Annotated in this window: 17 protein-coding genes; 11 read left to right on the top strand and 6 right to left on the bottom strand. The window is 34.5% G+C overall.

Features of this window, described 5'->3' with window-relative positions; genetic code table 11:
• Window positions 1–7 precede the first annotated feature (7 nt).
• The 4 genes from porL to topA form a co-directional block, all read right to left on the bottom strand.
• Entirely contained in the window at window positions 8–655 is a 648-nt protein-coding gene (porL, locus tag PQ463_RS22205; protein WP_008467092.1) for a type IX secretion system motor protein PorL/GldL, read from the bottom strand.
• Between the two features lie 55 nt (window positions 656–710).
• Window positions 711–2,105: a T9SS ring complex lipoprotein PorK/GldK gene (gene porK, locus PQ463_RS22200; protein WP_008467094.1), complete on the bottom strand. Its 1,395-nt coding sequence runs from the start codon at window positions 2,103–2,105 to the stop codon at window positions 711–713.
• 262 nt (window positions 2,106–2,367) lie between these two features.
• Window positions 2,368–3,519, bottom strand: coding sequence for a formimidoylglutamase (locus PQ463_RS22195; RefSeq protein WP_274255531.1), 1,152 nt, complete (start codon window positions 3,517–3,519; stop codon window positions 2,368–2,370).
• An 8-nt stretch (window positions 3,520–3,527) separates the two neighbouring features.
• Window positions 3,528–6,056 carry a type I DNA topoisomerase gene (gene topA, locus PQ463_RS22190; protein WP_274255530.1) on the bottom strand — a complete coding sequence of 843 codons (2,529 nt, stop codon included), beginning with the start codon at window positions 6,054–6,056 and terminating at the stop codon, window positions 3,528–3,530.
• 371 nt (window positions 6,057–6,427) lie between these two features.
• Between topA and miaB the strand changes: the two genes are divergently transcribed.
• The 9 genes from miaB (at window position 6,428) to PQ463_RS22145 (ending at window position 16,174) form a co-directional block, all read left to right on the top strand.
• Window positions 6,428–7,873 carry a tRNA (N6-isopentenyl adenosine(37)-C2)-methylthiotransferase MiaB gene (miaB, locus tag PQ463_RS22185; RefSeq protein ID WP_274255529.1) on the top strand — a complete coding sequence of 482 codons (1,446 nt, stop codon included), beginning with the start codon at window positions 6,428–6,430 and terminating at the stop codon, window positions 7,871–7,873.
• A gap of 81 nt (window positions 7,874–7,954) precedes the next feature.
• On the top strand, window positions 7,955–8,326 hold the full coding sequence (locus tag PQ463_RS22180; RefSeq protein WP_274255528.1) for a GxxExxY protein: 372 nt from the start codon (window positions 7,955–7,957) through the stop codon (window positions 8,324–8,326).
• Window positions 8,327–8,436: 110 nt separating this feature from the next.
• Window positions 8,437–9,696 (top strand): sigma-54 interaction domain-containing protein, encoded by a 1,260-nt coding sequence (locus PQ463_RS22175; RefSeq protein ID WP_111377309.1) that lies wholly within the window; start codon window positions 8,437–8,439, stop codon window positions 9,694–9,696.
• A 100-nt stretch (window positions 9,697–9,796) separates the two neighbouring features.
• Window positions 9,797–10,300: an LptE family protein gene (locus PQ463_RS22170; protein ID WP_177210782.1), complete on the top strand. Its 504-nt coding sequence runs from the start codon at window positions 9,797–9,799 to the stop codon at window positions 10,298–10,300.
• A gap of 97 nt (window positions 10,301–10,397) precedes the next feature.
• Window positions 10,398–12,113, top strand: coding sequence for a tetratricopeptide repeat protein (locus tag PQ463_RS22165; RefSeq protein WP_274255527.1), 1,716 nt, complete (start codon window positions 10,398–10,400; stop codon window positions 12,111–12,113).
• 3 nt (window positions 12,114–12,116) lie between these two features.
• A complete protein-coding gene (gene secG, locus PQ463_RS22160) occupies window positions 12,117–12,461 on the top strand; it encodes a preprotein translocase subunit SecG (RefSeq protein WP_111365084.1) in 345 nt (114 codons plus the stop codon).
• A 143-nt stretch (window positions 12,462–12,604) separates the two neighbouring features.
• Entirely contained in the window at window positions 12,605–12,880 is a 276-nt protein-coding gene (locus tag PQ463_RS22155; protein WP_008467105.1) for a co-chaperone GroES, read from the top strand.
• Between the two features lie 78 nt (window positions 12,881–12,958).
• Window positions 12,959–14,590 (top strand): chaperonin GroEL, encoded by a 1,632-nt coding sequence (gene groL / locus PQ463_RS22150; RefSeq protein WP_111365082.1) that lies wholly within the window; start codon window positions 12,959–12,961, stop codon window positions 14,588–14,590.
• Window positions 14,591–14,968: 378 nt separating this feature from the next.
• Complete coding sequence (locus tag PQ463_RS22145) at window positions 14,969–16,174, top strand: alkaline phosphatase family protein (protein ID WP_274255524.1); 1,206 nt, start codon at window positions 14,969–14,971, stop codon at window positions 16,172–16,174.
• Between the two features lie 332 nt (window positions 16,175–16,506).
• On the opposite strand, the gene PQ463_RS22140 is transcribed toward PQ463_RS22145, so the two are convergent.
• On the bottom strand, window positions 16,507–18,036 hold the full coding sequence (locus PQ463_RS22140; RefSeq protein ID WP_274255523.1) for a SulP family inorganic anion transporter: 1,530 nt from the start codon (window positions 18,034–18,036) through the stop codon (window positions 16,507–16,509).
• 246 nt (window positions 18,037–18,282) lie between these two features.
• Entirely contained in the window at window positions 18,283–18,528 is a 246-nt protein-coding gene (locus PQ463_RS22135; RefSeq protein WP_274255522.1) for a hypothetical protein, read from the bottom strand.
• Window positions 18,529–18,611: 83 nt separating this feature from the next.
• On the opposite strand from PQ463_RS22135, the gene PQ463_RS22130 reads away from it, so the two are divergent.
• Together PQ463_RS22130 and PQ463_RS22125 are read left to right on the top strand one after the other, a co-directional pair.
• Window positions 18,612–19,694 (top strand): sensor histidine kinase, encoded by a 1,083-nt coding sequence (locus tag PQ463_RS22130; RefSeq protein WP_111422822.1) that lies wholly within the window; start codon window positions 18,612–18,614, stop codon window positions 19,692–19,694.
• Window positions 19,670–20,383, top strand: a complete 714-nt coding sequence (locus PQ463_RS22125; RefSeq protein ID WP_274255521.1) for a LytR/AlgR family response regulator transcription factor — start codon at window positions 19,670–19,672, stop codon at window positions 20,381–20,383. The genes PQ463_RS22130 and PQ463_RS22125 overlap by 25 nt, the downstream gene beginning before the upstream one ends.
• Window positions 20,384–20,541 lie beyond the last annotated feature (158 nt).

Below are 20,541 nucleotides of genomic sequence, written 5' to 3'. Positions count from 1 at the left end.
AAACTAATTATCCTTTGTTACTCATTGCAGAAAGCATACCACCGTAAACGCTGTTTAAAGAAGCAATGTTTGCAGTCATAGATGCCATTTGTTCTTTTAATTTAGAAGCGTTTTCAGCAATTTCTTTGTTAGCCTCAGCGTTTCTAGAAGCACTTTCTAATTGTACTTTATATAAACTGTTTAATGATTCCATTTGAGCAGCAGCAACAGATAATTCTTCAGAATATTTCTTTTGTCCAGCGATTGAATCTACAGTTGGAGCAATTCCTTTAGCAGCAGATTCGAAGTTTTTGATGCTGTTTCCTAAACTTGACATTAATTCACCGTCAATTTTAGCTTCTTTTAATAATGTGTCTAATTTTTGAGATAATAATCCTTGAGCATCAGTTGGAGTTTCAGCTTTAGCTTTTTTCTCTCTAGCTTGTCCGTTAGCTAATTCTGGGTAAACTAGAGTCCAATCTAGTTCTTCTTCAACTGGTTCGAAAGCAGAAAGCGCGAAAATTAACGCCTCAGTAACTAATCCTACTGAAAGCATAACTGTACCTGTTAATGGTCCAATCTCAAAGTGAGTAATTTTGAATAACGCTCCAACGATTACCACTGCCGCTCCCATACCATAAGCGAAATTCATTGCTTTTTTACTTAATAATGCCATAATACTTTTTTTTTAGGTTTAAAATAGATTTGTTGGATATTGAATTAATTATAAATTACTTTTTTCTGTTTCCTGTAACTTGAGTACCCATGTAATCTTGTACAGTTCTGAATCCGATGTAGCTTCTTGCTGAGTCAGCATATTCGTGGTCACGAGTGCTTACCTGTAGGAAATAAGCAACGTCTTTCCAAGAACCTCCACGAACAACTTTTCTTTGGTTTTTACCATCGATAACGTTTGGATTCATTGTTGATACATATTCGTAAGCGTTTGGATTGTAAGCTGAATCTGTCCACTCAGAAACGTTTCCTGCCATGTTGTACAATCCGTAACCATTTACATCGTATGATTTAGCTTCAACTGTATAAAGTGCTTCATCAGCAGCATAATCTCCTCTACTTGGTTTGAAGTTAGCTAAGAAACAACCTCTATCACTCTTAGTATAAGGACCTCCCCATGGGTAAGTTGCAGACTCTAGACCACCTCTAGCAGCATACTCCCATTCTGCCTCAGTAGGCAATCTGAAAGCATTTACTAAGTCACGTCCTTTTTTCTTAGATTTAATGTAGCTGTTTTTGTTTAAAGTTCTCCAAGCACAGAATGCTTTAGCTTGTTTCCAAGTTACACCCACTACTGGATAATCTCCATAAGCCTTATGCCAGAAGTAATCATTGTGCATTGGCTCATTATATGAATAAGCGAAATCTTTAATCCAAACTGCAGTATCAGGATAAACATTTACCTGCTCAGTTTTTACGAAGTCACTTCTTTTTCCAACTTTTGCTTTTGCAGCAGCTTGAATATCCATCCAAGAATAACGGAACTTCAATTTATTTACATCAATTGTTCTTAAACCATTGTACGATTCTTCAATTGGCAAATACATAGAATCCATTACTTCAGCGTAATACTCATCTGGATAAGCTTTTGTATCTTTAATTAATTTTACTTTTCTGTTTAATTTTCTTCCAGCATATGGATCATCTTTTGTACCAACACTATAGTAGTTGTCGTACATATATTTGTCATAAGCTGTCATTTTTTCTGGATCAGAATCGTTAAAAGCATAATCAGCAATGCTTCCGCCTTTTTTACCTTTTCCATCAGTAGCTTTTTGCCCAGTTTCGTCTGCTAAGATTGCTAAACGAACTCTCATTGTAGAGTCTTTTACCCACTCCACAAATTGACGATACTCACTATTTGTAATCTCAGTTTCATCCATATAAAATGAACGAACAGTTACAGTTTTAGTTGGAGCATCTTCTACGTTAGCTAAATCAGCATCTGATTTACCCATAATAAAAGATCCACCCGGAACTAATGTCATTCCATAAGGCTTCTCGGGATGCCATTTCCCTCCTGTAACACCGACTAATTCACCTTTGTCACCAGACTTACCACAGCCGATTACTAGTGTTAACATTGCTGCAAATGCAATAAACTTCTTCATATAAATTTGGGATTATCTATTCATTATTAAAAGTCCGTAAACGTATTTATTATTTATCTAAAAAACAATACTACTTGCGAATTTATTTTACCGTTCAAAAATAATGTTAAATAAAATAAAAAAAAAATATTTTATCGATAAACTGTAGTAAAAAATCGATGTAAAACGTTAATTTTTATGTTATATAAATATTTTCTTACTAATTTATTTTAACCTTTTTAACGAGGTTTTAAAAACTTAAGAATTCACTTAAATTTTCGATCTATAAAGCGTTTTTTCTTTGCGCTTTCCACCATCTTTCTGGCAATTCTTGATTGCAAGCCGACAAATATTCTTCGTAAGAACAAGGTAATAACGTATTTCTTTTCAGTTTATTGCTGCCATTTGATTCGTATGGAATTTCGATCCACCAACGGTCAGTTTTATCACTTTTGTAAAATATCAATTCTTCATCATCTAGCGGCACAATATATTTTAAATAGTTGGCTCGACTTCCAAATGGATACTCTTTTGAGCGGTAATGATAACCTTCAATAAAATACCATACAATCTGAGCAATAATAGCTGATTCTGCCAATGTACTGTTATGATTAAATACGCCAAAAGAAGAAACTTTATCACTGATACCAGCATACCTAGCCAAAGCACAAATTTCTTTTCCATTGAATCCGTTTGGCTCAAAAGTAACCATGTTTGCTGAAGCAGAAGACTTTACAGAATTTAAATCTATACTAACCAAGTCTGCATCTCTAAAAACTGGCTCGGCCAATGTAATTTTATTTGAAATTTCACCCAAACGATAAGCATCAAAAAACAGCTTCTCAATCAGATCGATTTCTTCTTGCGAATTATAATAAGTTTGATATCCTATATTACAGTAGTTAAAAAGGTTGTTTGGCTCATCAATAATGATTTTTGTTAGATATGAATTAGCCGAAACTGACTCATTTTCTTTACCAAAATCGAATTTATTATCAACTGCAACCAAATTTACCATCTGTTCCAAATCATCGTAAGCACGATATAAAGCATAGGTCAAATCCTGAGAACCTCCTAGGACTATAGGTATGACTTTATTCTTGATTAATGCAGATGTAACTTTCTTTAATGCAAAATAAGTATCCTCTACAGAATCGCCTGCAAGTATATCTCCTAAATCTGCAATTGACGCATCCCAATTGCCTGGAAACATACTATAAAGCTTCTTACGCACAGCAGAGAGATTAACTTCGTTAATCATATTAATGTTTGTACGGTCTTCCAACACACCAATTATAGCAATGCTAATTTGTGCAATATCAGGAAACTGATCTTGGGTATGAAAAACAACTTTACTTCCAAGCTCTTGTGAAGACAGTCCTCCGACGAATCTTACAATTCCATCATTAACTGGTTCTAGAAAATCAAATTCCATTTATATACTTATTTCTTTTTAGCAGCTGTTTTTTTAGCTGGAGCTTTTTTAGCCGTTGTTGTTTTAGCTGCAGTTTTCTTTGCAGGCGCTTTTTTAGCAGGTGTCTTAGCCGCAATCATTTCTTGAACTTGTGCTAATGTTAATTTTGCTGCATCAACATCTTTACTTAATTCAATTTTGACTTTTCCTTTCAGAATTACAGAACGTCCCCAACGTGCTTTTTCTACTACAATTCCTTCTTCCTCCCAGTTATGAATAACCTTATCGATGTTTTTCTGAAGTTTTTCTTCAATCAATTCTTCAACATCTGCTTGAGAAAGATTATCAAAATTGTATTTCTTGCTTACGTTTACAAAAAGCCCGTTCCATTTAATGAATGGTCCAAAACGCCCCACTCCTTTTTGAACAGCTTCACCTTTATAAACTGCAATTGGCGCATCAGCAAGTGCTTTTTCGTCAATTAATTCCTGAGCTCTTTCTTTAGAAACATTTAAAGGATCTTCTCCTCTTGGTAATGATATAAAAACACTTCCGTGACGAACGTAAGGCCCATAACGTCCATTATTTACTTCTACCTCTTCTCCTTTATATTCACCTAAACTTTTTGGAAGCAAGAATAAATTCAAAGCTTCTTCAAGCGTTATGTTTCCTATATTTTGATCTGCCATTAAGCTGGCAAACTTTTTATCTTCATCATCTGCTTCTCCAATCTGTGCCATTGGCCCAAATTTTCCTAAACGAACAGAAACTTGTCTTCCGTCAGCATCTTTTCCTAAAATTCTTTCTCCGCTTTCACGCTCGGCGTTGGCCTCAACTTCTTTTACATTTGGATGGAATTTATTGTAGAAATCCTGCATCATTTTTGCCCAGTCAATATTTCCTTCGGCAATTTCGTCAAAATCCTGTTCCACTTTCGCAGTGAAATTATAATCTAGAATGTTTCCGAAATTCTTCACCAAGAAATCAGTAACAATCGTTCCGATATCTGTAGGAACCAATTTTCCTTTATCAGAACCTGTATTTTCTTTCAACACTTTTTCTCCTACTTTACTATTTTGCAAAGTAAGCTGTGTATAATTACGCTCTACACCTTCAAGAGTTCCTTTTTCAACATAATTTCTATTGATAATTGTAGAAATTGTTGGCGCATAAGTCGAAGGACGACCAATTCCAAGTTCCTCCAGTTTTTTAACCAACGATGCCTCCGTATAACGCGCAGGCGGTCTTGAATATCGTTCTGTGGCTGTAATATAGTTATTAGCCAGTTTTTCGTTTACTTTTAAAGCTGGAAGCATTCCTTCTTGCTCTTCTTCGTCATCATCATGACCTTCTAAGTACACTTTTAAGAAACCTTCAAAAAGCAATACTTCTCCTGAGGCTGTAAAAATCTCATCGTGATTATCTGCTTCGATCTTCACATTTGTTCTTTCAAGCTGTGCATCGCTCATTTGCGAAGCCAAAGTTCTTTTCCAGATCAAATCGTATAAACGAGCCTGATCACGATCAATATTTACAGTATGTCGAGACATATCAGTTGGACGAATTGCTTCGTGCGCTTCTTGTGCTCCTTTATTTTTATTAGCAAAAACTCTCGGCTTAGAGAATTCTTTTCCGTAAGATTTGATAATTTCTGCTTGTGCAGCATCCATTGCCTCTTTAGAAAGATTTACAGAATCGGTTCTCATATAAGTAATAAGTCCCGCCTCATATAAACGCTGTGCTAACTGCATGGTAATTCCAACTGGCAAATACAATTTTCTCGCTGCTTCCTGCTGAAGTGTCGAAGTTGTAAAAGGTGCTGTTGGAGATTTTTTGGTAGGTTTAGTTTCTAAATCGGCTACCTTATATTTAGAACCAATGTTTTGATTTAAGAAATCTTCGGCTTCTTTTTTAGTATTGAAGTTTTTTGGCAATTTTGCTTTGAAAGCTTTTCCAGCTTCGTTTACAAATTCCGCAACAATTGAATATGTTGCAACTGCATTGAAGCTTTGAATTTCACGTTCTCTCTCTACAATCAAACGTACAGAAACAGATTGTACACGACCAGCAGAAAGTCCGCCTTTGATTTTTCTCCATAAAACCGGAGATAGTTCATAACCTACTAAACGATCCAGAACACGACGTGCTTGTTGTGCGTTTACTAAATTATAATCAATTTCTCTAGGATTATCGATTGCTTTAAGGATCGCAGATTTTGTAATCTCATGAAAAACAATACGTTTAGTTTTTTTTCTATCAAGTTTCAGTTCTTCCGCCAAGTGCCATGAAATAGCCTCTCCCTCGCGGTCCTCATCGGATGCTAACCAAACCGTTTCGGCATTCTTAGAAAGTGATTTTAGTTTCGTTACCAAGGCTTTTTTATCCGGAGAAACTTCATATTTTGGTTTAAAACCATTTTCTACATCTACTCCTATTTCCTTTGATGGTAAGTCCGCTATGTGACCATAACTTGACTCCACCTGAAAATCACTTCCGAGAAATTTCTCGATCGTTTTCGCCTTTGCAGGTGACTCCACTATTACTAAATTCTTTGCCATTGCTCTATTTTTCTGCAACAAAAGTATTTATTTTTTTTAAATATTAACCTTACGAATGCATTTTTGAGGTATTTTGATATTATGAAACTTAAAATTGCAGATTTATCTGTAATAATCTCGATAATATATATAGGTATAACTTTTAGTGATTTTTAACCAAGAAATCCCTTTATTTTAGATAGCAGATTTTAGATTTTAGATTTTTTGCGACTGAATTTAAACTTACAACTAGCACATATCAATTAATAAACAACACATATTCTAAAATCTAAAATCTGCAATCTAAAATTTTTAAAACATTGTTAATTCTTTATCTGACATCTTGTCATATTCATTTCAATTACCCTATCTTTGCACTTTGAATTTTTACAATGGAAAAGATTATTGAAGAAAGCAAACAGGGCGAAAGTCTTGTTTTGGAAAATAAACCTGAGAATACTAAAAAACTTTTTATAGAAAGTTACGGCTGTGCGATGAATTTTTCGGACAGTGAAGTCGTAGCTTCCATTTTATCCGACGGAGGTTACAACACTACTTCTGTTCTAGAAGAAGCCGATTTGGTTTTGGTAAATACATGTTCTATTCGTGATAAAGCAGAACAGACTATTCGCAAGCGTTTAGAGAAATATAACGCAGTAAAACGCACGAATCCGAAAATGAAAGTGGGCGTTTTGGGCTGTATGGCAGAACGTTTGAAAAGTCAGTTTTTGGAAGAAGAAAAAATAGTTGATCTTGTTGTTGGTCCTGATGCTTATAAAGATCTTCCGAATTTATTGGCTGAAGTTGAAGAAGGCCGTGACGCCATTAATGTAATTTTATCAAAAGAAGAAACTTACGGAGATATTTCGCCTGTTCGTTTAATGAGCAACGGAATTACTGCTTTGGTTTCTATTACTCGCGGATGCGATAATATGTGTACGTTCTGTGTTGTGCCTTTTACACGCGGACGCGAAAGAAGCCGTGAACCACAAAGTATCATGAATGAAATTCAGGATTTATGGAATAACGGCTATAAAGAAGTTACACTTCTTGGACAAAACGTTGACAGCTACCTTTGGTACGGCGGCGGATTGAAAAAAGATTTTGTAAATGCTTCTGAAATGCAGAAAGCAACTGCAGTAGATTTCGATCAATTGCTTGAAATGGTTGCTGTTGGTTTCCCAAAAATGCGTATTCGATTTTCGACTTCAAATCCGCAGGATATGCATGAGAGTATTTTACATGTTATTGCAAAATATCCTAATATCTGCAAACATATTCACTTACCGGTTCAGTCTGGAAGTAACCGAATTTTAAAAGAAATGAATCGTTTGCACTCTCGTGAAGAATACATGGCTTTGATTGACAAAATTAGAGCTATTGTTCCAGATGCTTCGATTTCGCAAGATATGATTGCTGGTTTCCCTACAGAAACAGAAGAAGATCATCAAGATACAATGAGTTTGATGGAATATGTAAAATATAATTTTGGTTATATGTATTCATATTCTGAACGCCCTGGAACTTTGGCTGGAAGAAAAATGGAAGATGATGTTGAAGAAGAGACTAAAGCAAGAAGATTACAGGAAATTGTCGATTTACAGCAAAAACATGCTTGGTTTAGAAGCGAAGAGTTCGTTGGAAAAACAGTCGAAGTTTTAGTGGAGAAAGTTTCTAAGAAATCTGCAGCTGAATTCTCTGGAAGAAACTCACAAAGCATTACAGTTGTTTTCCCAAAAGAAAATTACAAAATTGGAGATTTCGTAAACGTAAAAATCACAAGCTGTACTTCAGGAACTTTAAAAGGTGAAGCAGTTGGTTTGAGTAGCATGAATTAAGTTTTTTTTTAGCCACGAATTTCACTAATTTACACGAATTTTCTTTCAAAAATCTCTATAGATTTGTTTTAAAAAACAAATATGGAATTGTACAGAAAAGAAGAATACTATAAAATTGTTGGGATTTGCATGGAAGTTCATAGAATATTAGGCGGTGGTCTTTTGGAAATTGTTTACAAGGATGCATTAGAGTATGAATTTAAAAAACATAATATTCCTTATGAACGTGAAAAAGAATACAATATTCAATACAAAGACATTGTTTTGGCACATAAATTCTATGCCGATTTTGTAGTTTATGACGAAATCATTTTAGAAGTAAAAGCATCAAAAGAAATAATTGATGAACATACCGCTCAAACAATAAATTATTTAAAATTAGCTGATAGCGATTTAGGAATTATCGTTAATTTTAATAAAAAGACATTACAACACAAAAGAGTTATTCATTGACCACTTTTCAAAAATTTGTGAAATTCGAGAAATTCGTGGCAAACAAAAAATACAAGCCAAAGTTTTAGGCGAAACCTAAAACAAACAAAAAACTTGAAACAAAAATCTATATGGAAACAGTTCAAGCAATAAAACAGCGATTTGAGATTATTGGTAATGATCCGAAATTAAATCGTGCCATTGAAAAAGCCATTCAGGTTGCTCCAACTGATATTTCGGTTATGGTAACTGGAGAAAGTGGTGTTGGTAAAGAAAATATTCCTAGAATTATACATTCGCTTTCGCACAGAAAGCATGGTAAATATATTGCCGTAAACTGCGGTGCAATTCCGGAAGGAACTATTGACAGTGAACTTTTTGGACACGAAAAAGGCGCTTTTACAGGTGCTACAAGCACACGTGAAGGTTATTTTGAAGTGGCAGATGGCGGAACAATCTTCCTAGATGAAGTTGGAGAATTACCACTAACAACTCAAGTAAGATTACTTCGTGTTTTGGAAAACGGTGAATTTATAAAAGTAGGTTCTTCTCAGGTTCAAAAAACCAATGTGAGAATCGTTGCGGCAACCAACGTGAATTTATTTAATGCTATTGAAAAAGGTAAATTCCGTGAAGATTTGTACTATCGTTTAAGTACAGTAGAAATTACTTTACCTCCTTTACGCGAAAGAAATGACGATATTCATTTATTGTTCAGAAAATTTGTGGCCGATTTTGCCCACAAATACAAAATGCCTCCTTTAAGACTGGATGATGATGCTGTTCAGCTTTTGCAAAAATTCAGATGGAGTGGAAATATTCGTCAGCTTCGAAATGTAGCAGAACAGATTTCTGTTTTAGAAACCAATCGCGATATTAGTCTTGCTACTTTACAATCTTATTTGCCAGCTGAAGGAAGCAATTTGCCTTCTGTTATCAACGACAGTAAAAAAGAAAGTGACTTTAGCACAGAAAGAGACATTTTGTATAAAGTGCTTTTTGATATGAGAAGCGATTTGAACGATTTGAAAAAACTGACTTTGGAGTTAATGAAAAACGGAACTTCTAAAGTACAGGATATTAATCCGAATCTGATTCAGAAAATTTACGGAAATCAGCAAAACGACAGCGAAATTGATTTTGAAGAAGAACCAAGAACCGCTGTTATGACAACGCCTACTGTTCGAGAAGACAATTATCAGATGCAAGACGATAATTATTTGTTTGCCGAAACCATCGAAGAGGAAGAAATTTTACGTTTGGAACAAAAAGAAATCGAAATGATCAAAAAATCATTAGAAAAAAACAAAGGAAAACGTAAAGCTGCTGCAGATGAACTAGGTATTTCTGAAAGAACTTTATACCGTAAAATCAAGCAATTCGACTTATAAAAATAATTAAATTACAATTTCGAAATTCCAAATCCCAATTACCTATATTTGGCGCAATTGGAATTTGGAATTTAAAAATTGGGATTTCCTCTTAAATATTATGAAAAAAATATATTCTCTTTTCGCATTATTAAGCCTTTTTATGCTGAGTGGCTGTTCTGTTTATAACTTTACAGGAACTGGAAAAATCGATGCTAAAACCTTTCAAGTTAACTTCTTCCAGAATAATGCCGATTTAATTGAACCTGGAATCGACAGAACTTTCACTTTGGCTTTGCAGGATTTGATCATGAATCAAACTAATTTAAACTTAGTTAGCAATGGCGGTGATTTGGTTTATGAAGGAGAAATTACAGATTACAGAATCACGCCAATGACTGCAACAGCAGATCAGCAGGCTGCTCAAAACCGTTTATCGATTCGTGTTAATGTTCGTTTTATGAATAAAAAGAAAGAAACAGATGATTTTGAGAAATCTTTTGAATTCTATTACGACTTCCCAGGAAGAGACCTACCAACAGGATCTGTTTTAAGTGAAGCAATCAGAGTTATTTTTGAAAGAATCACGCAGGACATCTTTAATGAGTCATTAGCAAAATGGTAGTTTTGCTGTTTGTTGAATCGTTTAATCGTACAACCGTTTAATCGATAAAACAAACAAAAACGATTAAACAATTAACCGATTAAACCAAAAATAAAGAATGAACGTCAGCGATTATACCTACTTAATGAACAAACCCGATGCTATTACAGAAAAGCAAGCGGATGCATTAGGCAGTGTTTTGAATGAATTTCCGTATTTTCAAAGTGCACGCGCATTACGATTAAAAGGACTTTACAATCAAAACAGTTTTAAGTATAATTATGCTTTAAAGGTGACAGCTGCACATACAGCAGATCGTTCTGTTTTATTTGATTTCATTACGTCTGAAGCTTTCACTTCTATTCAGAATGATTTCTACGAGCAAAAATTAAGAGATCTTCTTGAAATAACAGTTTTTGACAGTGAAATCATTTCACCTGAACAGATTCAGAAAGCTATTGAAATAAAAACAGATCTCGAAGAACAGCCTGTTTCGGAAACGATTAAAGAAGCACCTATTTCTTCAATTGAAACTCCTTCGGTTACAAAAATCGAAGAACCAATAAAAACACAGGAACCATTAAAAGCAGAAGAACCTGTAATTATTGAAGAACCTAAAAAAGTTCCTGAAATTGACCCTTCTATTTTTCTGGCCATAAAAGAAGCGCATTCTGTTACTTTTGAGAAACCAGTAATAATAGAAGAGCCTAAAAAACTTCCAGAAATAGATCCGTCTATTTTCCTTGCTATCAAAGAAGCTCATTCGATTACTTTTGAAAAACCAGTAATCGAAACAGAAAATAAAATTGATTCTACAGATTCCATTTCAAATATTGAAAAAGAAGAGGAAACTGAAATTTTAGCAGAAGAAACCGAAGAAGAAACAATAATAACAGAAGAACCTAAAATTGACCGTATAGAAAACTCTATTTTAAGTTCTATTAAAGTTGCTGAAACTCCTTCTGTAACTGAACCTGAATCTATAATTGCAGTTGAAGAGCATAAATTTGATCGTATTGAAAATTCGATTTTAAACTCGATTAAAGAATCAGAAGCTGCAACTATTGAACAATCTGCAAAAGCGGAAGAAATAAAAACGGAGCTTATTGTAGAACAGCCTATTTTAAATTCGGTTGAAGAAGACGAAGATGATAGCGTTATCGAAGAAATGATCATTCCGGAATTTAAAATGAATTCTGTTGAAAGATCTATTCTTTCTTCAATTAAAGAAGCTGAAACAAAAGCGCCTGAAGAGCCAAAAGAAGAGATTCTAGAAGTTCTGCAATCTGAAGATAAAGAAGAAGAGGAAATTCAAGAAGAAAACGAAGAGCCAATTGAAGAAATAATCGAAGAAGAAGAGCCTAATGAACCTGCAAAAACGGCTGCGGAGCATTTAGAAATTGGAAAACCTTTGGATTTTTCTCTTAGCGAAAAACATTCGTTCCAAGAATGGCTTCAACTATCTCGAACAGAGCCTATTGACCGCTCAAACGAACTTTCTCCAGAAGAACAAGCTAAAATTGAAGCTGCTAAAGAAGAAGAGAGACAAAAGAAGGCTGAAATTATCGATAAATTTATCGAAACCAATCCGAAAATCTCTCCAATTAAACCTGGAACAAGTGCTCCAGTAGTTCAAATTGAGCCCCCTGTAGAGGACAATTCGTATCTAATGACCGAGACTCTGGCCAGAGTATATCTGGAACAAAAGAAATATACAAAAGCAATTCAAGCTTATGAAATATTAATTTTGAAATATCCAGAAAAAATTACTTTCTTTGCAGACCGCATATCGGATATAAAGATTTTACAACAAAATAACAATAACAATAATTAAGTAATGAGCACATTTTCAATTTTTTTAGTTTTAATCACAATAGTTTGTTTTCTATTGATCGTAGTTATCATGGTACAAAACCCTAAAGGAGGCGGATTATCGTCTACTATCAGCGGAACTCAAATGTTAGGTGGAGTACAAAAAACAACTGACTTTTTAGATAAAAGTACTTGGACTTTAGCTACTGTTTTAATTGTGCTAATTTTACTTTCTAGCTTAAGCTTCTCTGGATCTTTAAGCGATACAGAATCTAAAATTATTGACAAAACTGAAGCTCCAGCAAATGCACCTGCAGCTCCAGCGCAAGGAACTACACCAGCTCCTGCAACTCCAGCACCAGCTAAATAATAGAAGCTCTATATAAAATCTAATGCCAGCCTGTCAAAGCTGGCATTTTTTTTAAGAAATAATGTCAGTTTTTCTAGCATGGCACAGTTTCTGAAAGTTTATAGAACAGAAAAAAATCGTATAACTTATAATAATATAAAATCATGGCTTTAAACATTAAACCGCTTTCAGACCGCGTACTTATTGAGCCTGTTGCAGCTGAAACTAAAACTGCCTCAGGTATTTTTATTCCAGATACTGCCAAAGAGAAACCACAAAAAGGAACTGTAGTTGCAGTAGGAAACGGAACTAAAGATCACACTATGACTGTAAAAGTTGGTGATACTGTTCTTTACGGAAAATATGCTGGTACTGAATTAAAATTAGAAGGTACTGATTATTTGATTATGCGTGAGGACGATATCCTTGCAATTATCTAAAAAAATATTGTATTAAGTACGAAGTATTAAGAACTTCATTTAACTTGAAACAAAATCAAACTTTAAACAAAAATTAAAATGGCAAAAGATATAAAATTTGATATTGAAGCACGTGACGGTTTAAAACGTGGTGTTGATGCATTAGCAAATGCTGTAAAAGTAACTCTTGGACCAAAAGGTCGTAACGTAATTATCGGAAAATCATTTGGTGGACCAACTGTTACTAAAGATGGTGTTTCTGTTGCAAAAGAAATCGAATTGAAAGACGCACTAGAAAATATGGGTGCGCAAATGGTAAAAGAAGTAGCTTCTAAAACTAATGACTTAGCTGGAGACGGAACTACAACTGCTACAGTTTTAGCTCAAGCGATCGTAAAAGAAGGTTTAAAAAACGTTGCTGCAGGTGCAAATCCAATGGACTTGAAACGCGGTATCGACAAAGCTGTTGAAACTATCGTAGCTGACTTAGCAAAACAAGCTAAAGTAGTTGGTAGCGATTCAGATAAAATTCAGCAAATTGCTTCTATCTCTGCTAACAATGACGAAGTGATTGGCGAATTAATCGCTACAGCTTTCGCTAAAGTTGGAAAAGAAGGTGTTATTACTGTTGAAGAAGCAAAAGGAACTGATACTTTCGTTGACGTTGTTGAAGGAATGCAGTTTGACAGAGGATACCTTTCTCCTTACTTCGTAACAAACCCAGAGAAAATGGAAGTTGAATTAGACTCTCCATACATCTTATTATACGACAAAAAAGTATCTTCTTTAAAAGAATTACTTCCAGTTTTAGAGCCAGTTGCTCAATCAGGAAAACCATTATTGATTATTGCTGAAGATGTTGACGGTGAAGCTCTTTCTACATTAGTAGTAAACAAATTAAGAGGTGCTCTTAAAATTGCTGCTGTAAAAGCTCCAGGTTTTGGAGACAGAAGAAAAGCAATGTTAGAAGATATCGCAATCTTAACTGGAGGTACTGTAATTTCTGAAGAAAGAGGATACACTCTTGAAAATACAACTATCGAAATGTTAGGAAACGCAAAAAGAGTTTCTATCGATAAAGACAATACAACTATCGTAAGCGGTGCTGGTGAAGCTGATATCATTAAAAACAGAGTAAACCAAATTAAAGGTCAGATGGAAACTACTACATCTGATTACGATAAAGAAAAATTGCAAGAGCGTTTAGCTAAATTAGCTGGTGGTGTTGCTGTTCTTTACGTTGGTGCTGCTTCTGAAGTTGAAATGAAAGAGAAAAAAGACAGAGTTGATGACGCTTTACACGCAACTCGTGCTGCTGTAGAAGAAGGAATCGTTGCTGGTGGTGGTGTGGCTTTATTGAGAGCTAAACTTGCTTTAGCTGACTTAAAAGCTGACAATGCTGACGAGGCTACTGGAATTCAAATCGTTTCTCGCGCTGTTGAAGCTCCATTAAGAACTATCGTTGAAAACGCTGGTCTTGAAGGTTCTGTTGTTGTAGCTAAAGTTTCTGAAGGAAAAGGAGATTTCGGATACAACGCAAAAACTGACGAATATGTAGACATGCTTACTGCTGGAATTATCGATCCTAAAAAAGTAACCCGTGTAGCTCTTGAAAACGCTGCATCTGTTTCTGGAATGATCTTAACTACAGAATGTGCATTAATTGATATTAAAGAAGAAAATGCCGGAGGCGGAATGCCAATGGGAGGCGGAATGCCAGGAATGATGTAATCGTTCTCTTCTTAAAACTTAAAAGCGCTGGATTTTATCTGGCGCTTTTTTTTGTTTGCCACTAATTGCACTAATTTCCACTAATGCTTTGTCTAAAAGAAGTTGCCACAGATTACACAGATTAAAAGGATTTCTTTATTGCATACACTAAAAATTTTTCACGCAGATTTTACAGATTTAAGCAAATTAATTTAATTTTTATAATCTATGATCTGCATAAAATAAAAATCCTTTTAATCTGTGTAATCTGTAGCTAAAAAGAAAAACAATTCGTGGAAATTCGTGCAATTAGTGGCAACCCTTTTTTTATTTAACATTCTCTTTTTCTTTAAAAAAATCTGTTATCAATACCTTTGCAACTTCACAATAATATTAAAAATGAAAAAGTACTTTACTTCACTCTTATCTTTAGTTTTTCTTTCGCTTTCATTCTTTTTACAAGCCCAAAATGCCAAAGACAATTATGTTGTTTTAGTTTCTATGGATGGCTTTCGCTGGGATTATGGCAAAATGTATAATCTCCCAAATCTAAAGCAGATTGAAAAAGAAGGCGTTCATGCAAAATCGATGAAACCTTCTTATCCAAGTAAGACTTTCCCAAATCATTATTCAATCGTAACTGGACTTTACCCAGATCATCACGGCATCATCAATAATGTTTTTTATGATGCTTCTTTGAATCAGTCTTTTTCTTTATCAAGTAATGCAAAAAATGATTCAAGATTTTATGGTGGAAATCCAATTTGGAACTTGGCTGAACAACAAGGTGTAAAAGCAGCTTCTTTCTTTTGGCCAGGTTCTGATATTGACAAAAGAAATCCGAGTTATTTCAAAAATTACGATGGTAAAGTTCCGTACGGAGCTAGAATCGATACGGTTATGAAATGGTTGCAGCTCCCAGAAAAACAGCGTCCGCATTTGGTAACTTTATATTTTGACGAACCAGATCATACGGGTCATAATTTTGGTCCGCTTTCGCCAAAAACTGAAAAAACAGTGATTAAAATGGATTCGATTATGGGCGAAATATCTAGAAGATTAGATCAATTGCCTATTGGAAAACAAATCAATTTGATCATCGTTTCAGACCACGGAATGGCTACTATCAGCAATGATAAAAAAGTAGCGGTGTTGGATTATATAAAACCAGAATGGTTAGGCTATAAAGACGTTATTAACCCAATTATGAGTTTGCAGGCAAAACCAGGCTATCAAGATTCGATTGCCAATACTTTGAAAAAAGTGCCACATATTAAATTCTGGAAATCGACTGAAGTTCCAAAAAGACTACATTATGGAACAAATCCAAGAGTACATGATTTTGTTATTGAAGCTAAAAAAGGATGGAGTTTAGTAAGCAAAGAAAGCACTCACATAAATGGCGGAACGCATGGTTATGACAATAACGAAAAAGATATGCATGCTATTTTTTACGCAAAAGGGCCTGCTTTTAAAGTCAATAAAAAAGTAAAAACGTTTCAGAACGTTTCGGTTTATCCTTTAATTGCTCATATTTTAGGTTTGCAAATTGGAGAAATTGATGGAAAATTGAGTGATATTGAGAGTGCGTTACGCAAAAATTAGATAATGTGTCAATTTGATAATTAGAAAATTAAAAAACTGAGTTGCCTCCAGCTTTAGCTGGAGGTTTTCCAAAATCATAAAGAAAGGCTTTAGCCAAACATTATAGTTCGGCTAAAGCCCTTTTTTTTAAACATCAATATTCCTCCAGCTAAAGCTGGAGGCAACTCAAAAAGCATTATGTCGCAAAAAAGTAAAAACAAACCCGATAGATTTTAAAAATCTGTCGGGTTTGTTGCTTTGATATACTTTGCGTAGACGCACTGCAGTGCGTCTCTACAGAATATTGGGAGGTGTGAATTAATTCACAATTCATAATTTACAATTAACCATTATTAAGACACTACTTTGTACGTTGGATCTTCAATAACATTCACTTTAATAACTGCATCAGCATTTTTAAGCAATTGTCTGCAATCTTCGCTTAAATGCTGTAGCTCTACTGTTTTATATAACTGATTGTACTTTTTAGTAATATTATTCAAAGCTTCAATGGCCGACATATCTGAAACACGGCTTTCTTTAAAATCGATTATAATATGATTGGGGTCGTTTTTGATATCAAACTTTTCTAAAAAAGCCGCTGTTGAACCAAAGAATAACGGTCCATAAATTTCATAATGTTTTATTCCGTTTTCATCAATGTAATGTCGTGCACGGATTCTTTTGGCACTTTCCCAAGCAAAAACTAGAGCTGAAATAATTACGCCTATTAATACCGCTAAAGCCAGATTATGCAACACAATGGTAATTACAGCCACTAGAATTCCAACAAAAATATCGTGTCTTGGCATCTTATTAATAATCCTGAAGCTTGCCCATTCAAAAGTAGTAATCGCTACCATCATCATAACTCCTACCAAGGCCGCCATTGGTAATTTTCCGATTACAGGTGCGCCAAAAAGTATAATCATTAAAATGGTTAGTGCTGCAATAATTCCCGAAAGTCTGGCTCTAGATCCTGCACCAAGATTTACTAATGTCTGAGCAATCATTGGACAACCACCCATTCCGTAGAAAAAACCGTTTAAAATGTTTGAGCTTCCTTGTGCAATACATTCTCTATTGCTATTTCCTCTTGTTCCTGTAATTTCATCAACTAAATTCAGTGTAAGCAAACCTTCAGTCAAACCAACGGCTGCAACGATTACCGAATAAGGAAATATTACTTTTAAAGTTTCAAAAGAAAATGGAATATTCGGAATATGAAACGGAGGAAATCCGCCTTGAACCGAAGCGATATCTTCAACCGTTTTGGTTTCGATATTAAAAACAATTACCAGAGCAAAAATGACCATAATAGCCACTAAAGATGCCGGAACGGCTTTTGTAATCTTCGGAAAAATTAAAACAATCGCAATGGTCAAAGCAACCAAGCCTAGCATAATGTATAAAGGAGTTCCTTGAAGCCAAGAAACCTGTCCATTTACAACGGTTTTAAACTGCTCCAATTGCGACATAAAAATCACAACTGCCAAACCGTTTACAAAACCAAACATTACGGGTTGCGGAACTAACCGAATAAATTTTCCTAGTTTAAAAAGTCCAATACAGATCTGGACAACACCACCAAGAGCTACGGCGGCAAAAACATATTCTATTCCGTGCGATTTCATCAAGGCGATCAAAACAATTACCGTTGCTCCCGCTCCGCCCGAAATCATTCCGGGTCTTCCGCCAAAAATAGCCGTAACCAATCCTGCAATAAAAGCGGCATATAAACCAACTAATGGCGGAAATCCAGCCAAAATAGCAAACGACAGCGATTCTGGAATCATAGTCATTGCTACAGTTAAACCCGCTAAAATTTCGTTTTTGTAATTGACTTTCTGACTAAAATCGAAGAGTTGGAACTTTTTTTTCATGGCGTAAAATTAGAAAAATAATACGCAAAAGAACAGACCTTTTAGCTGATAAAAAGTTATTGGAAAAACACCTCAAAAAACAATTAAATCAGATTAACTGTTCGAGAAGAAAAAGAAAGATAGAAAGTATAAAACTTAGCATTCCAGATTTATTTTTAAAATTAGAATATCATACAAAATACTTACAAAAAAAAGAAATACAGCTGCGTACTTTTACCCGATTTTGACTGTGTTTTTATAAAAACATTATTCTAGTCTTATGCAAGTATAGCCCAAACTAGATACATAATTCACAACATTATCGTATTGCAAATCAAAACCTTCAATTCGTAAAATTTTATCGCAATCTTCCAGATCAAAATTGATTTTATAATCTGGAAACTGATTTTGTATAACCGTCATGATATAATCCCGATCAGATTCTTCCTGGATATTTGTTTTAAAAATTTCCACAACACTCTCTGCTTCTTGTAATTCTTTAAACTGGTGCATTTTTATTTATTATTAAAAAGATTATAGAAACTCAAGATCAAAAATAAAGCAGACATCCCTATTTTAACAGCAATTTTATACCAATGGCGTATGATTTATACGAATGGCGTTGGTATAAATTTTTCTTTATAAATACCTACAAACTATACGATTGTATTATTTTTGCCGCTATGACAATTGCAAAAATCTACCAGAACTTTTTTCTACGAAACCTAATCGTAAATACACTTGTTTACTTAGTTATTTTGGCCTGTATTTATGACGAAGTAAGACTTGACGGACACAGCTGGTCTTATATTCTGAGTAAAATTGCCATGGGATATTTTCCGTGTATTGTCTGGATTACGATTTTTAACATCTGCATCATTAAGCCTTTTTTATTCCATAAAAGGTTTAAAATCTTTTTCACGCTTCTTGCGGCTTATTGGACTTGTTTTTATTTCTTCATGAATTGGTTCCTTCCGCTTGTCGAATTGGGAAATTTAAAAACTCTTCAGATTGTATCGCTTATTATAAACGGTTGCTTTTTTTATTTTCTGCATATTGTTATTAGCAAAAAAATGAGTCAGGCCGATAAAGATATTATGAATTTCAAATCGGAGCTTTCGTTTTTAAAACAACAGCTGAATCCGCATTTTTTATTGAATGCTATGAATAATCTTTACGGAGAAGCTTTATTAGAACCAGAAAAAGTTCCAGATCGAATACTGAATCTTTCAGATTTGCTGCGTTATCAGATTGAAGCTTCTAAGAAAGACTTTGTTTTAATGCAGGAAGAAATTGCCTTTATCAAAAAATACATTGAATATTATACGTTTAGAAACGAAAGACTTGCCGTAACGCAAAAAATTGAAGGCGTTCATGACCAAATCGAGATTCCGCCTTTGTTCTTTCTTCCTTTGGTAGAAAATGCAGTAAAGTTTTCTGCCGAAACCGCCGAACCTTTTATTAATCTTGATTTGAAGGTAAATTGCCGAAGCGTTGTTTTTACCTTAAAAAACAATTATCTCGATTCGGGATCACGTCTTTCAAGCACGGGAATTGGAATTGAAAACTTAAAAAGACGTTTGGAAGTTTATCGTCTGAAACATGATTTGAGCTGTAAAAAAGAAAAAGATATCTTTATCGTAAAATTGAGTATATGGCACTTACCTACCGCTGTCTAATAATCGATGACGAATCGCCGGCGCACAAAGCCTTGATTTCGCATATTTCTAAATTTGACGAACTGGAACATTCTGGAAGTGCTTTTAATGGTATGGAAGCCATAAAACTGCTCAACGAAAACCAATACGATATTATTTTTCTCGATATTAATATGCCTGTAATTTCGGGTGTAGAATTAATGGAACTCCAGCCCAAGCGCCCAATTACGATTGTAACAACGGCTTATTCTGACTTTGCGCTTTCGGCTTTTCAAAATGATGCGATTGATTATTTAATGAAACCCATTTCATTCGATAAATTCTCAAAAGCGATCGAAAAAGCCAAAACCTATCATTCTGGAAATAACCTTAAAAAAGAAAACAGCGACGACGAAAAAGTCCTTTCTTACCGCTCCAACGGACAAGTAATTGAAACGCCTCTTTCTGATATTTTATACATCGAAAGCCTGGGCAATTACATGAAATTATACAATTGCAAACTAAAATCTCCAATTGTCATTTACGGTTCGCTTGCGAGTATAAGTGCCGAAATTGATTGTGCACATTTTCTGCAGGTTCATCGGTCTTATATTGTAAATACCACTAAAATTTCTGCTGTCACTGCAAAAAATCTTACTATGTCAAATGGCGATATTGTTCCTGTGGGAAGAAAGTATCAGATTCTTCTAAATAATCTTTCGATTAGATAATTTGTCAATTTTGATAATTAGATAATTTTTGAAAAATTCAGCTTATTGGCTGAGCTTCATTTTTTGCGCTATATTTAACGCAATCGCAAGCCCCTATTCATAGCAATTGCAAAGATTTCAAATCTTAAAAACTATTATTTTCATTTGTTTTAAATTTA

This window comes from Flavobacterium sp. KACC 22763 (assembly GCF_028736155.1).
In the GTDB taxonomy this organism is placed as follows: domain Bacteria; phylum Bacteroidota; class Bacteroidia; order Flavobacteriales; family Flavobacteriaceae; genus Flavobacterium.
This window is presented reverse-complemented; position numbering and strand designations above follow the sequence as displayed.

Coding starts and splice junctions, on each gene's coding strand:
- porL (WP_008467092.1), bottom strand. CDS start 655: ATGGCATTATTAAGTAAAAAAGCAATGAATTTCGCTTATGGTATGGGA.
- porK (WP_008467094.1), bottom strand. CDS start 2,105: ATGAAGAAGTTTATTGCATTTGCAGCAATGTTAACACTAGTAATCGGC.
- PQ463_RS22195 (WP_274255531.1), bottom strand. CDS start 3,519: ATGGAATTTGATTTTCTAGAACCAGTTAATGATGGAATTGTAAGATTC.
- topA (WP_274255530.1), bottom strand. CDS start 6,056: ATGGCAAAGAATTTAGTAATAGTGGAGTCACCTGCAAAGGCGAAAACG.
- miaB (WP_274255529.1), top strand. CDS start 6,428: ATGGAAAAGATTATTGAAGAAAGCAAACAGGGCGAAAGTCTTGTTTTG.
- PQ463_RS22180 (WP_274255528.1), top strand. CDS start 7,955: ATGGAATTGTACAGAAAAGAAGAATACTATAAAATTGTTGGGATTTGC.
- PQ463_RS22175 (WP_111377309.1), top strand. CDS start 8,437: ATGGAAACAGTTCAAGCAATAAAACAGCGATTTGAGATTATTGGTAAT.
- PQ463_RS22170 (WP_177210782.1), top strand. CDS start 9,797: ATGAAAAAAATATATTCTCTTTTCGCATTATTAAGCCTTTTTATGCTG.
- PQ463_RS22165 (WP_274255527.1), top strand. CDS start 10,398: ATGAACGTCAGCGATTATACCTACTTAATGAACAAACCCGATGCTATT.
- secG (WP_111365084.1), top strand. CDS start 12,117: ATGAGCACATTTTCAATTTTTTTAGTTTTAATCACAATAGTTTGTTTT.
- PQ463_RS22155 (WP_008467105.1), top strand. CDS start 12,605: ATGGCTTTAAACATTAAACCGCTTTCAGACCGCGTACTTATTGAGCCT.
- groL (WP_111365082.1), top strand. CDS start 12,959: ATGGCAAAAGATATAAAATTTGATATTGAAGCACGTGACGGTTTAAAA.
- PQ463_RS22145 (WP_274255524.1), top strand. CDS start 14,969: ATGAAAAAGTACTTTACTTCACTCTTATCTTTAGTTTTTCTTTCGCTT.
- PQ463_RS22140 (WP_274255523.1), bottom strand. CDS start 18,036: ATGAAAAAAAAGTTCCAACTCTTCGATTTTAGTCAGAAAGTCAATTAC.
- PQ463_RS22135 (WP_274255522.1), bottom strand. CDS start 18,528: ATGCACCAGTTTAAAGAATTACAAGAAGCAGAGAGTGTTGTGGAAATT.
- PQ463_RS22130 (WP_111422822.1), top strand. CDS start 18,612: ATGGCGTATGATTTATACGAATGGCGTTGGTATAAATTTTTCTTTATA.
- PQ463_RS22125 (WP_274255521.1), top strand. CDS start 19,670: ATGGCACTTACCTACCGCTGTCTAATAATCGATGACGAATCGCCGGCG.